Below are 12,615 nucleotides of genomic sequence, written 5' to 3'. Positions count from 1 at the left end.
TCGGGGGGTCGCAAACCCGGGTCCCGGTGATCCGAACCACCGCGCCGGCGGAGTCGCACGAACCTCGATCACTACGGTGCGTAGGATTTGCGCCGTGACTCCATCCGTCCGGTTCCCGGTCTCCACCGCCCTGCTGCGCCGTCTCGCGCTCGCCTCGATCATCGCGAACGTGGGCATCGTCGTCACCGGCGGGGCGGTCCGGCTCACCCAGTCCGGCCTCGGCTGCCCCACCTGGCCCCGGTGCACGGACGAGTCGTACGTGGCAACCGCCGAGATGGGCATCAACGGGGCGATCGAGTTCGGCAACCGCCTGCTCACCTTCGCGGTCGGCGTCATCGCGCTGGCGGTGCTGGTGGCCGTGCTGCTGCAACGCCCCCGCCGCCGGGAGCTGCTCCCCCTCGCGGTCGCCGTGCTCTTCGGCATCCCGGCCCAGGCGGTCGTCGGCGGCTTCACCGTGCTCACCGACCTCAACCCGTGGGTGGTGGGCCTGCACTTCCTCGCCTCGATGCTCGTGATCGCGGCCGCGTACGCGCTGTGGCGGCGGATCGGAGACCCGGTCGGCCCGGCGGTGGCCGTGGTGCCGGCGCCGCTGCGGACCCTGGCGATGATCACCACCGTGGTCAGCGCGGCGGTGTTGGTGATCGGCACCTGGGTGACCGGCAGCGGCCCGCACGCGGGCGACCACGGCGCGGCCCGCAACGGCCTCGACCCGGAGTCGATCGCCCAGGTGCACGCCGACAGCGTCTTCCTGCTCATCGGCCTCTCCGTGGCGCTGGTCTTCGCGTTCCGCGCGGTCGGCGCGGCCCGGGCCGCACGGGCCGCCCTGGTGCTGGTCGCGGTGGAGCTGGGTCAGGGCCTGATCGGCTTCGTGCAGTACTTCACCAACCTGCCTGCGCTGCTGGTGGGCGCGCACATGCTCGGCTCCTGCCTGGTGCTGCTGGCCACCCTCTCGGTCCAGTGGGCCACCCGCGAACGCCGTCCCGTCGCGCCGGCCCCGGACCCCTCCCCCGCCGAGGACGCCGTCCCCGTCGCCGCCTGACGGGCGTCAGGCGGCGACCGACGGCGGCGTCCGCCGGCCCGGGCGCCGGGCGGTCCGCACCGTGGCGGCGCCCGGCGTCGGGTCAGCGTGGTGGGCGGCCCAGGTGGGTCAGGATCGCGCCGGCCAGGCGGTCGGCGGCGCCCTCGGCGTACCCGAGGAACAGCGACGGCTCGGTGAGCTCCAGCTCGACCAGGATCGAGGCGCCGTCCGGGCCGGGGATCAGGTCGACCCGGGCGTAGAGCAGCCGCTCCGGCCCGCCGGGCACCGCCGCGAGGGCCCGGTCCGCCACCGCCAGCTGCTCCGGGGTGGCCGTCCGCGGCGTGATCTCCTCGGGCTTGTAGAGCCCCTCCACGCCCAGGTCCGGCCCGGTGAGCATGGGGCCCTTGCGGATCGCGTGACTGTACGCCAAGCCGTCCGGGCCGGCCAGGAAGAGCAGCGCCGTCTCACCGGCGGTGTCGACGGCGGCCAGGTACGGCTGGACCATGGTCACGCGGCCGGCCGCCGCGAGCCGCCGCACGTGCGCGACGGCCAGTTCCCGGTGCTCCGGATCGGCCAGGTCGTACCGGCCGGTGTCCTGGCTGCCCGCGCTGACCGACGGTTTGAGCACGTACTCGCCGGAGTGGGCGGGCGGCTGCCAGCTCTCCCCCGGCTCCACCCACGTCGTGGGGACGGTCGGCACGCCCGCGGCGGAGAGCTCGGCGAGGTACCGCTTGTCGGTGTTCCAGCGGACCACGTCGGCCGGGTTGGCCAGGGCCGGGACGGCGGCCGCCCAGGCGACGAACTCGTCGCGGCGGGGCATGTAGTCCCACGGCGAGCGGAGCACGGCCAGGTCGTAGCCGGCCCAGTCGGCGGTGGGGTCGTCCCAGACCACCGGTTCGGCGGTCACGCCGCGGCGCGCGAGCGGGTCGAGCACCAGCCGGTCGTCGGCTTCGAGGGCGGGCAGTTCGGCACAGGTGACGAGAGCGACCCGGGGTTCCCCCCGGGTCGACTGGTGGTGGTTTGTCAATTTATGTCAACGGGCCATCGAGCGCCGGGCCATCGACCGCCAGAGGTCGTTGCTCGGACGCATCTGGTCCATGAGTTCACGCTCCCAGGCGTTCTCGACGGTGACGCCCGCCTTCGCGCAGGCCTGCCGCGCGACGACGGTGTCGTCCGCGAACTGGTCGCCCCACACCCCGTCCTCGCCTACGAGGACGATGCGTGCGCCGCGCTTGCCGACGTACTCGATGACCGCCTTCGCCCCGCCGTGTCCGGCGGCGAACGACTTGATGCCCGCGACCAGGCCCTGGGGGGCCTGTTCGGCGGTCTGTTCGGCCGTCAGCGTCGTATCGGAACCATCTGCCATGACGCGAAGCGTAAGCAGACTTCCATCCGGGCGGGCGAGAACCATGAAGCTTTTGTGATGCCAATTACCTGATGGTTTAAGGAAGACCACAGGTGAATCGCCCGACTTTATCCGGACTTACCACCGCAAAGCTCCGCCGCGAACCGGGCCTGCCTGGGGCAAGGCGAACTGTTCGGACCGATGCCCACGCTGTCACGGATGTAACAAGAAACCCGGACAAGGCATACACGATGCTGATTTTACCGCACAACGTGCCCGCGCCCGGCGCGCGGCCAGCGAACGCACTTGCCGGCCGGGATGCGCGGTGACCGCCCGGGTCAGATCAGCGCGTCGAGCGCGACGGCGGCGAAGAGGATCGTCAGGTAGGTCGTCGACCAGTGGAACAGCCGCATCGGCTTGACGGCCTGGCCCCGCGAGACCCGCCGGGCCAGCCGGTGCGCCTCCACCAGGAAGATGCCGCCGACCACCAGGGTGGGCACGCCGTAGATCGCGCTCATCCCCAGCGGCCACACCGCCAGCGAGGAGGCCACGGTGAGCCACGCGAAGATGATGATCTCGGCGTTGACCCGGCGGGCGGAGGCCACCACCGGCAGCATCGGAATGCCGGCCCGGGCGTAGTCGTCCTTGTACTTCATCGCCAGCGGGTAGAAGTGCGGCATCTGCCAGAAGAAGACCACCGCGAACAGCGCCCACGCGGCGGGCGCCAGCGACCCGGTCACCGCCGCCCAGCCGATCAACACCGGCGCCGCCCCGCAGGCGCCACCCCAGAACGTGTTAGCCGTCGTGGTGCGCTTGAGCCAGAGGGTGTAGACGAGGTCGTAGTAGGCGATCGCGGCCAGGGTGAGACCGGCGGCCAGCAGGTTGGTGAACGCCGCCATCAGCGCGACCGACACCACCGCCAGCACCAGCCCGAAGATCAGCGCGTTGCGCGGCGACACGGTGTGCGCCGGCAGCGGGCGGCGCTTGGTGCGCCGCATCAGCTCGTCGATGTCCCGGTCGATGTAGCAGTTGATGACGCTGGCCGCGCCCGCGGCGAGCGAGCCGCCGACCAGCACCACGGCCATCAGCCAGAGCGACGGCATGCCGCCGTCCGCGAGCATCATCGCCGGCACGGTGGTGACCAGGAGCAGTTCCACGATCCGCGGCTTGGTCAGCGTCACGTATGCCGAGACCACCGCGCGGACGTCCCGGCGACCGACCGCCGGGGCCTCCGCCGCCGCGCGCACCGGTGGCTGCCCGGCAGAGTTGCTGACGGGGCGCTCGGTGATCATGCTCACGGATTGCCACCTTCCGGCGTCGGCAGGGGAGGTCGGATCGGTCGGACCCGACTCGGGCCACACACCGCACCACAGACTACGCGCTGTCGTTTTGGCTGCCCGGGCGACCCGACAACGGTGCGGGCCGTCACACCCCCCGATCCTCCCGGACGCGCACAGACCTGCATGCAGAGATCCCCGGGCGGACGTTTAGGACCGCTCGATAGGGTCATCGCTGAGGGTTCCGCCCATCTGCCGAGGAGCACAACCATCGTGGCTGCCAACCGACCCGAGCACCCCGCACTGAACTGGTCCGACCTCGACCGCCGGGCCGTCGACACCGTCCGCGTGCTGGCCATGGACGCCGTGGAGAAATCCGGCAACGGCCACCCGGGCACCGCGATGAGCCTCGCGCCCGCGGCCTACCTGCTCTTCAACCGGGTCATGCGGCACAACCCGGCCGACCCGAACTGGCCCGGCCGGGACCGGTTCGTGCTCTCGGCGGGCCACTCCAGCCTCACCCTCTACATCCAGCTCTTCCTCGCCGGCTACCCGCTCAGCCTCGACGACCTCAAGTCGCTGCGGCAGTGGGGCTCGCTCACCCCGGGCCACCCCGAGCACGGCCACACCCCGGGCGTCGAGACCACCACCGGCCCGCTCGGCCAGGGCCTCGGCAACGCGGTCGGCATGGCGATGGCGGCCCGCCGCGAGCGCGGTCTGTTCGACCCGGAGGGCGAGCCGGGCGCGTCGGTCTTCGACCACGACATCTGGTGCATCGCCTCCGACGGCGACATCGAGGAGGGCATCACCCACGAGGCCAGCGCGCTCGCCGGGCACCAGCAGCTCGGCAACCTCACGGTGATCTACGACGACAACGAGATCTCCATCGAGGACGACACCCGGATCGCCATGAGCGAGGACGTCGCGGCCCGCTACGAGGCGTACGGCTGGCACGTGCAGACGGTCGACTGGCGCACCGGCGACGCCGACCAGGGCGACTACCACGAGGACGTGGAAGCCCTCTACCAGGCGCTGCTGGCGGCGAAGGCCGAGACCGGCCGCCCCTCCTTCATCGCGCTGCGCACCATCATCGGCTGGCCCGCGCCCAACAAGAAGAACACCGGCAAGATCCACGGCTCCGCGCTCGGCGGCGACGAGGTGGCCGCCACCAAGCAGATCCTCGGCTTCGACCCGGCGCAGTCCTTCGAGGTCGACGAGAAGGTGCTCGCGCACGCCCGCCTGGTGATGGAGCGGGGCGCCCGCGCCCAGCAGGAGTGGACCGCGGCGTTCGACGGCTGGTCGAAGGCCAACCCGGAGCGCCGGTCGCTCTACGACCGGATGGCCGGCCGGGTGCTGCCGGACGGCTGGGCCGAGGCCCTGCCCGAGTTCCCGGCCGACGCCAAGGGCATCGCCACCCGGGCCGCCTCCGGCAAGGTCCTGGAGGCGCTCGCCCCGGTGCTGCCCGAGCTGTGGGGCGGCTCGGCCGACCTGGCCGAGAGCAACAACACCACCATGAAGGGTGAGCCGTCCTTCGTCCCCGCCGTCCACGCCACCAAGGACTTCCCGGGCCACGAGTACGGCCGCACGCTGCACTTCGGCATCCGCGAACACGCCATGGGCGCGATCCTCAACGGCATCGCCCTGCACGGCGGCACCCGCCCGTACGGCGGCACCTTCCTGGTGTTCAGCGACTACATGCGCCCCTCTGTCCGGCTCGCCGCGCTGATGAAGCTGCCGGTGGTCTACGTCTGGACGCACGACTCGATCGGCCTCGGCGAGGACGGCCCCACGCACCAGCCGGTGGAGCACCTGACCGCGCTGCGCGCCATCCCCGGCCTGGACGTGGTCCGCCCGGCCGACGCCAACGAGACCGCCTGGGCCTGGCGGTGCGCGCTGGAGCACACCGACCGGCCGACCGCGCTGGCGCTCAGCCGCCAGGCGCTGCCGACCTTCGACCGGTCGACGCTGGCCGGCGCCGAGGGCGTGGCGAAGGGCGGCTACGTGCTCGCCGAGGCGTCCACCGGCAAGCCGCAGGTGATCCTCGTCGGCACCGGTTCCGAGGTGCAGCTCTGCCTGACCGCGCGGGAGCGCCTGGAGGCCGACGGCACCCCCACCCGGGTCGTCTCGATGCCCTGCCAGGAGTGGTTCGCCGAGCAGGACGAGGCGTACCGGGAGTCGGTGCTGCCACGCGGGGTAAAGGCACGGGTGAGCGTGGAGGCGGGCATCGCCATGTCCTGGCGGCACCTCGTCGGCGACTGCGGCGAGAGCGTCAGCCTGGAGCACTACGGCGCCAGCGCCCCGCACTCCATGCTCTTCGAGCAGTTCGGGTTCACCCCCGACCGGATCGTGGCCGCCGCGCACGCGGCGCTCACCCGGGTGGGCGAGATCACCGGTTTCACGACCGGCAACTGAGGGGAGCGTGGACGACATGACGAAGGACAGGCTGGGCGAGCTCAGCGCCGCGGGTGTGGCGATCTGGCTCGACGATCTTTCCCGGACGCGGCTCAGCTCCGGCGGGCTGGACCAGTTGCGCCGCGAGAAGCACCTGGTCGGGGTGACCTCCAACCCGACCATCTTCGCGAAGGCGCTGAGCGACGCGGACGAGTACGACTGGCAACTGAAGGACCTCGCCATCCGTGGGGTGGACGTCGAGGAGGCCGTCCGCATGCTCACCACGTACGACGTGCGGTGGGCCTGTGACGTGATGCGGCCGGCGCACGACGCGACCGCAGGGGTGGACGGCCGGGTCTCCATCGAGGTGGACCCGCGGCTGGCCCACGAGACCGAGAAGACCGTCGCCGAGGCCGGGGCGCTGTGGTGGCTGATCGACCGCCCCAACCTCTTCATCAAGATCCCGGCCACCGAGGCGGGCCTGCCGGCGATCACCGCCACCCTGGCCCAGGGGATCAGCGTCAACGTCACGCTGATCTTCGGGCTGGACCGCTACTCCGAGGTGATGGACGCGTTCCTGGCCGGCCTGGAGCAGGCGAAGGCGAACGGCCACGACCTGTCCAAGATCGGGTCCGTGGCGTCGTTCTTCGTCTCCCGCGTCGACACCGAGGTCGACAAGCGGCTGGAGAAGATCGGCTCCGCCGAGGCCAAGGCGCTGCGCGGCAAGGCCGCCATCGCCAACGCCAAGCTGGCCTACGAGCGCTACGGCACGGTCTTCTCCTCCGACCGCTGGCAGGCCCTCGCCGACGCCGGCGCGCACCCGCAGCGGCCGCTGTGGGCGTCCACCTCCACCAAGAACCCCGACTACCGGGACGTCATCTACGTGGAGGAGCTGGTCGCGCCCGGCACCGTCAACACCATGCCGGAGCCGGTCATCCACGCGTACGCCGACCACGGCGAGACCCGCGGCGACACCATCACCGGCTCGTACGACGAGGCCCGCAAGGTCTTCGCGGACCTGGAGTCGGTCGGGGTCGACATGGCCGACGTGATCGCCACCCTGGAGCGCGAGGGCGTGGAGAAGTTCGAGGCGAGCTGGCTGGAGCTGCTCGACGGCGTGCGCAAGTCGCTGGCCGCCGCGGGCAAGGGCACCGGCCACCCGGGCGACGCCGCGAAGGGCAACGCGCGGGCCGCGCAGCAGGCGGGAGGCAACGCGTGAGCGAGCGAACCATCAGGCACAGCAGCGTGGCGCCTCGCGCCGCCGCCGAGCGGAGCGAGGTGGCGGCGTGAGCGAGCGAAGCGAGCGAACCATCAGGCACAGCAGCGTGGCGCCTCGCGCCGCCGCCGAGCGGAGCGAGGTGGCGGCGTGAGCGACCTGCTCGCCGGGGCGGTCGAGGCGGCCGCCGGGCTCGCCGTGCACGGTGCCGACACCGTCGACAAGTCGGCCCCCGCCTCCACCCGCGACGCGCTGGTCCGCGCCGGCGTGCCGGGCAGGCTGGCGGAGAAGGACCCGACCCTGTGGGGCCCGGACGCCGAGGCCGAGGCGAAGATCCGCCTCGGCTGGGTGGACACCCACCTGCGCAGCCGCGAGCTGCTCCCCCAGCTCGCCGAGCTGAAGGCGGAGCTGGCCGACCTGGACCACGTGGTGCTCGCCGGCATGGGCGGCTCGTCGCTGGCCCCGGAGGTCATCGCGCGCACCCTCGGCAAGCAGCTGACCGTGCTCGACACCACCGACCCGGGACAGGTCCGGGCGGCGCTGGCCGACCGGCTGGAGCGCACCGTGGTCGTGGTGGCCAGCAAGTCGGGCTCGACGGTGGAGACCGACAGCCACCGCCGGGCCTACTGGCAGGCGTTCCTGGACGCAGGGATGACCGAGGCGGAGGCCGGCCGGCACTTCGTCATCGTCACCGACCCCGGTTCGCCGCTGGAGGCCACCGCCGCCGAGATGGGCGCCTTCACCGTGCTGGCCGACCCGAACGTGGGCGGCCGCTACTCGGCGCTGACCGCGTTCGGGCTGGTCCCGTCGGCGCTGGCCGGCGTCGAGGTGGCCGAACTGCTCGACGAGGCGGACGCGCTGTCCCGGTCGCTGGGCGGCGACCGGGACAACCCGGGCCTGGCCCTGGGCGCCGCCCTCGGGGCGGCGGCCACCATGGGCCGGGACAAGGTCGCCCTGATCTCCGACGGCACCGGCATCGACGGCCTCGGCGACTGGGCGGAGCAGCTGATCGCCGAGTCCACCGGCAAGTCCGGCGTCGGCATCCTCCCGGTCGTCGTGGAGTCCCCGGAGAGCCCCGGCGCCGGCGGCGCCGACGTGCTCACCGTGACCTACGGCGGCGCGCTGGCCACCGGCGCCGTCCCGGGCGGCGGCACCGGCCCGGACGTGGCGGTCAACGGCCCGCTCGGCGCGCAGTTCCTGGCCTGGGAGTACGCCACCGCGATCGCCGGTGTGGTCCTCGGCATCGACCCGTTCAACCAGCCCAACGTCACCGAGTCCAAGGAGAACACCAACAAGATCCTCGCCTCGGGCCCGCCGGCGGAGACGCCGTCGTTCACCGAGGGCGCGATCGAGGTGTACGCGCCGCAGGGCGCCCCGGGCGACCTGGCCGGCGTGCTCCGCTGGCTGGTCGACGGGCTGGGCGGCGACGGTTACCTCGCGGTGATGGCGTACCTCGACCGGTTCGCCGACGCCGATGCGGCCCGGCTGCGGCCGCTGCTGGCCGGGGCCTCCGGCCGGCCGGTCACCTTCGGCTGGGGGCCGCGGTTCCTGCACTCCACCGGCCAGTACCACAAGGGCGGCCCGCAGGTCGGCAGCTACCTCCAGCTCACCGGCGCGGTCGCCGACGACCTGCCGGTGCCCGGCAAGCCGTACACCTTCGGGGAGCTGCAGGCGGCGCAGGCCGCCGGCGACCGGCAGGCCCTGGCCGGGCGGGAGCGCCCCCTGGTGCGGCTGCACCTGACCGACCGGTCCGCGGGCGTGGCCCAGCTGCTCGATGTGGTCGGGGCGCTGCGGGCGTGACGATGAGGACCATGGACGATGCCGAGCGAGGAGGCGGCGTGAACCCGCTGCGCGACCCGCAGGACCGCCGGCTGCCGAGGATCCCGGAGCCGTGCGCCCTGGTGATCTTCGGCGTCACCGGCGACCTGGCCCGCAAGAAACTCCTCCCGGCGGTGTACGACCTGGCGAACCGGGGGCTGCTGCCCCCGGGCTTCGTCGTCCTGGGTTTCGCCCGTCGGGACTGGGGCGACGGCGACTTCGAGTCGCTGGCCCACGAGGCCGCCAAGAAGCACGCCCGCACCCCCTGGCGGGAGGAGGTGTGGGCGCGGCTGGTCGGCAACATCAAGTTCGTGGGCGGCTCGTTCGACGACGACGCCGCGTTCGACCACCTCGCCGCCACCCTCGACGAGCTGCGCCAGACGCACGGCATCCCGGGCAACGCCGCCTTCTACTTCTCCATCCCCCCGGCGGCGTTCCCCGTGGTGCTCAAGCAGCTGGCCCGCACGGGGATGGCCGACAACGCCAAGTCCGGCGGCTGGCGCCGGGTGGTGGTGGAGAAGCCGTTCGGGCACGACCTGCCCTCGGCGAAGGCGCTCAACGACCTGGTCGACGACGTCTTCACCCGCAAGGACGTCTTCCGCATCGACCACTACCTGGGCAAGGAGACCGTCCAGAACATCCTCGCCCTGCGGTTCGCCAACAACCTGTTCGAGCCGCTGTGGAACTCCAAGTACGTCGACTCGGTGCAGATCACCATGGCCGAGGACGTCGGCATCGGCACCCGCGCCGGCTTCTACGATTCGGCCGGCGCGGCCCGGGACGTGCTCCAGAACCACCTGCTCCAACTGCTGGCGCTGGTGGCGATGGAGGAGCCGACGAGCTTCGACGCGGACGAGATCCGCACCGAGAAGCTCAAGGTGCTGCGGGCGATCACCCTGCCGAAGGACATCGCGGAGGGCACCGTCCGCGGCCAGTACCTGCCCGGCTGGGTGGGCGGCCAGCGCGCGGTCGGCTACCTGGAGGAGGAGGGCGTCCCGGAGGACTCGACCACCGAGACGTACGTGGCGGTCCGGCTCGGCATCCAGAACCGCCGCTGGGCGGAGGTGCCGTTCTACATCCGGGCCGGCAAGCGGCTGCCACGCCGCGTCACCGAGGTCGCCATCATGTTCAAGAAGGCGCCGCACCTGCCGTTCAACGCCGCCGACATGGAGTCTTTGGGCAACAACCAGCTCGTCATCCGGGTACAGCCCGACGAGGGCGTGGTGCTCAAGTTCGGCTCCAAGGTGCCCGGCACCACGATGGAGGTCCGCGACATCGCGATGGACTTCCAGTACGGCGAGGCGTTCACCGAGTCCAGCCCCGAGGCGTACGAGCGGCTGGTGCTGGACGTGCTCATCGGTGACCGCACCCTCTTCCCGGACGCCGCCGAGGTCGAGCAGAGCTGGCAGGTGGTGGACCCGCTGGAGCACGCGTGGGCGGGCACGAAGCCGGAGCCGTACCGGGCCGGTGAGTGGGGACCCCGCGCCGCCGACGAGATGCTGGCCCGCGAGGGTCGGGCCTGGCGCAGAGCGTGAGCAAGCCCAGCGAGTCAACCAGGAGGCTCCAGTGATCGGCCTGTGGGACACCACCGGCAACGAGGTGGTCAAGGCGCTCGCCGCCGAACGGCGCAGCGCCGGCGGGGTGGCCAGCGGCATGGCGCTCACCCTGATCGTGGTGGTGGACGAGAAACGGGTCCGCGAGGCGGAGGCGGCGGCCACGATAGCGGCCGCCGCCCACCCCTGCCGGCTGGTGGTGGTGGTCCGCTCCGACGTCGAGCGGGAGCGCAACCGCCTCGACGCGGAGATCGTCGTGGGCGGTCGGCTCGGCCCCTGCGAGGCGGTGGTCACCCGGATGTACGGGCGGCTCGCCCTGCACGCCGAGTCCGTGGTGATGCCGCTGCTGGTGCCGGACGTGCCGGTGGTGACGTGGTGGCACGGCGAGCCGCCGGCCGAGATCGCCACCGACTTCCTCGGCGTCGTGGCCGACCGGCGGATCACCGACGCCGCGCAGGCCGCCGACCCGATCGAGGCGCTGCGCCAGCGGGCCCGGGACTACGCGCCGGGCGACACCGACCTGGCGTGGACCCGGATCACCCCGTGGCGCACGCTGGTGGCCGGGGCGTTCGACACCACCCAGGCGCGGGTGACCGAGGCGACCGTGGTCGCCCCGGCCTCCGACCCCACCGCCGCGCTGATGCGGGGCTGGCTGGCCGCCCGGCTCGGCATCGACCCGGTGTGGCAGCGCACCGACGAGTTCCCCCGCATGCGGGAGGTGCAGCTGCGCTGCGCCAACGGCGACGAGCTGACGCTGACCCGGGAGGACAGCGTGGCGACGTTCCGGCGTACCGGCCAGGAGGACCGGCACCTGCCGCTCGTCCGCCGGCCGCTCGGCGACGAGCTGGCCGAGGAGCTGCGCCGGCTCGACGCCGACCAGGTGTACGCGGAGGCGCTGGGCACCACGGCCGGCCTGACCGGCCTGGACCAGCGCCCGGCGCAGCGGGTGCACGTCTGGAAGGACCCGGCCACCGCGCAGCGGGCCGAGGCGGGGGTGACCGCGCACGCGGGAACGAGCACCCAGCACTGAGCGCCCGACTGCCGGGCGCACGAGGAACACCGACCGCGCGGCGGCCGGAGAAACGAAGGCACATCAGATGAGTGAGGCGAGTGTCGCCGTCCACGCCGACGCCGACCTGCTGGCCCAGGCGGTGGCCGCCCGGTTGGTGGTCAAGCTGCTCGACGCGCAGGCCGAGCGGGGCCAGGCGTCGGTGGTGCTGACCGGCGGGCGGATAGCCGCGGCGGTGCACCGGGCGGTGGCGGCGCTGCCGGCCCGCGACGCCGTGGACTGGTCCCGGGTGGACGTCTGGTGGGGCGACGAGCGGTTCCTGCCCGCCGGCGACCCGGAGCGCAACGAGACGCAGGCCCGGGCGGCCCTGCTGGACGTGGTGCCGCTGGACCCGGCCCGGGTCCACCCGATGCCCGCCTCCGACGGGCCGGCCGGGCCGGATCCGGAGGAGGCGGCCGCCCGCTACGCCGAGGAGCTGGCCCGGGCGGCGCGTCCCGGCCACGCCGCGCTCCCCCACTTCGACGTGCTGATGCTGGGCGTCGGCGAGGACGGGCACGTGGCGTCGGTGTTCCCGGAGCACCCGGTGCACCACGACACCCGGCCGGTCAGCGCCGTCCGGGGCAGCCCGAAGCCCCCGCCGGTGCGGACCACCCTGACCCTCCCGGCGATCAACACCGCCGAGGAGGTCTGGTTGGTGGCCAGCGGCGCCGACAAGTCCCGGGCGGTCGGCATGGCGCTGGCCGGGGCGGGGCCGGTGCAACTGCCGGCGGCCGGCGTGCAGGGTACGGGTCGTACGCTCTGGCTGCTGGACCGGGCGGCGGCGGCCGACGTGCCGACCCGCCTGCGCAGCCTGCGCTGAGCGTGTAAGGAAGGGCCCCTTGTTAACGCTATGCGCTCGGGTTCTAGGGATCGTTGCAACGCCTGACGTGATCAGGGGTTGCAGTGTTCGAGATCCGTGGGGATCGCAGGCCGCAGGGTCCGAAGAAGC

General features: G+C 72.9%; 10 protein-coding genes. 7 read left to right on the top strand and 3 right to left on the bottom strand.

Annotated elements, in window-relative coordinates; translation table 11 throughout:
• Nucleotides 1–76: 76 nt before the first annotated feature.
• On the top strand, nt 77–1,039 hold the full coding sequence (locus tag AB0G14_RS26270; protein ID WP_357701727.1) for a COX15/CtaA family protein: 963 nt from the start codon (nt 77–79) through the stop codon (nt 1,037–1,039).
• 82 nt (nt 1,040–1,121) lie between these two features.
• Here the strand turns inward: AB0G14_RS26270 and AB0G14_RS26265 are convergent, their stop codons facing one another.
• From AB0G14_RS26265 to AB0G14_RS26255, 3 genes are all read right to left on the bottom strand, one after another.
• A complete protein-coding gene (locus tag AB0G14_RS26265) occupies nt 1,122–2,045 on the bottom strand; it encodes a hypothetical protein (RefSeq protein ID WP_357701725.1) in 924 nt (307 codons plus the stop codon).
• Between the two features lie 6 nt (nt 2,046–2,051).
• A complete protein-coding gene (locus tag AB0G14_RS26260) occupies nt 2,052–2,384 on the bottom strand; it encodes a hypothetical protein (RefSeq protein WP_357456832.1) in 333 nt (110 codons plus the stop codon).
• A 317-nt stretch (nt 2,385–2,701) separates the two neighbouring features.
• The gene (locus tag AB0G14_RS26255; RefSeq protein WP_357701722.1) at nt 2,702–3,661 is read right to left on the bottom strand and encodes a heme o synthase; all 960 of its coding nucleotides are present in this window, start codon (nt 3,659–3,661) and stop codon (nt 2,702–2,704) included.
• Between the two features lie 252 nt (nt 3,662–3,913).
• Between AB0G14_RS26255 and tkt the strand changes: the two genes are divergently transcribed.
• The 6 genes from tkt to pgl all read left to right on the top strand — a co-directional run bounded on the left by tkt (nt 3,914) and on the right by pgl (nt 12,486).
• Entirely contained in the window at nt 3,914–6,052 is a 2,139-nt protein-coding gene (gene tkt / locus AB0G14_RS26250; RefSeq protein ID WP_357701720.1) for a transketolase, read from the top strand.
• A 16-nt stretch (nt 6,053–6,068) separates the two neighbouring features.
• Nucleotides 6,069–7,250 (top strand): transaldolase, encoded by a 1,182-nt coding sequence (tal, locus tag AB0G14_RS26245; protein WP_357701718.1) that lies wholly within the window; start codon nt 6,069–6,071, stop codon nt 7,248–7,250.
• A gap of 147 nt (nt 7,251–7,397) precedes the next feature.
• A complete protein-coding gene (locus AB0G14_RS26240) occupies nt 7,398–9,047 on the top strand; it encodes a glucose-6-phosphate isomerase (protein WP_357701716.1) in 1,650 nt (549 codons plus the stop codon).
• A gap of 2 nt (nt 9,048–9,049) precedes the next feature.
• Complete coding sequence (gene zwf / locus AB0G14_RS26235; RefSeq protein ID WP_357701783.1) at nt 9,050–10,600, top strand: glucose-6-phosphate dehydrogenase; 1,551 nt, start codon at nt 9,050–9,052, stop codon at nt 10,598–10,600.
• A gap of 31 nt (nt 10,601–10,631) precedes the next feature.
• Complete coding sequence (locus AB0G14_RS26230) at nt 10,632–11,648, top strand: glucose-6-phosphate dehydrogenase assembly protein OpcA (RefSeq protein ID WP_357701714.1); 1,017 nt, start codon at nt 10,632–10,634, stop codon at nt 11,646–11,648.
• A 67-nt stretch (nt 11,649–11,715) separates the two neighbouring features.
• Nucleotides 11,716–12,486, top strand: a complete 771-nt coding sequence (gene pgl, locus AB0G14_RS26225; protein ID WP_357701712.1) for a 6-phosphogluconolactonase — start codon at nt 11,716–11,718, stop codon at nt 12,484–12,486.
• Nucleotides 12,487–12,615 lie beyond the last annotated feature (129 nt).

Origin of the sequence: Micromonospora sp. NPDC023814, from assembly GCF_040639595.1 — a bacterium.
Taxonomy (GTDB): Bacteria; Actinomycetota; Actinomycetes; order Mycobacteriales; family Micromonosporaceae; genus Micromonospora.
This window is presented reverse-complemented; position numbering and strand designations above follow the sequence as displayed.

Excerpts from the sequence above, each read along its gene's own strand:
- AB0G14_RS26260 (WP_357456832.1), bottom strand. The coding sequence starts at position 2,384 with ATGGCAGATGGTTCCGATACGACGCTGACGGCCGAACAGACCGCCGAA.
- tal (WP_357701718.1), top strand. The coding sequence starts at position 6,069 with ATGACGAAGGACAGGCTGGGCGAGCTCAGCGCCGCGGGTGTGGCGATC.
- zwf (WP_357701783.1), top strand. The coding sequence starts at position 9,050 with ATGAGGACCATGGACGATGCCGAGCGAGGAGGCGGCGTGAACCCGCTG.
- pgl (WP_357701712.1), top strand. The coding sequence starts at position 11,716 with ATGAGTGAGGCGAGTGTCGCCGTCCACGCCGACGCCGACCTGCTGGCC.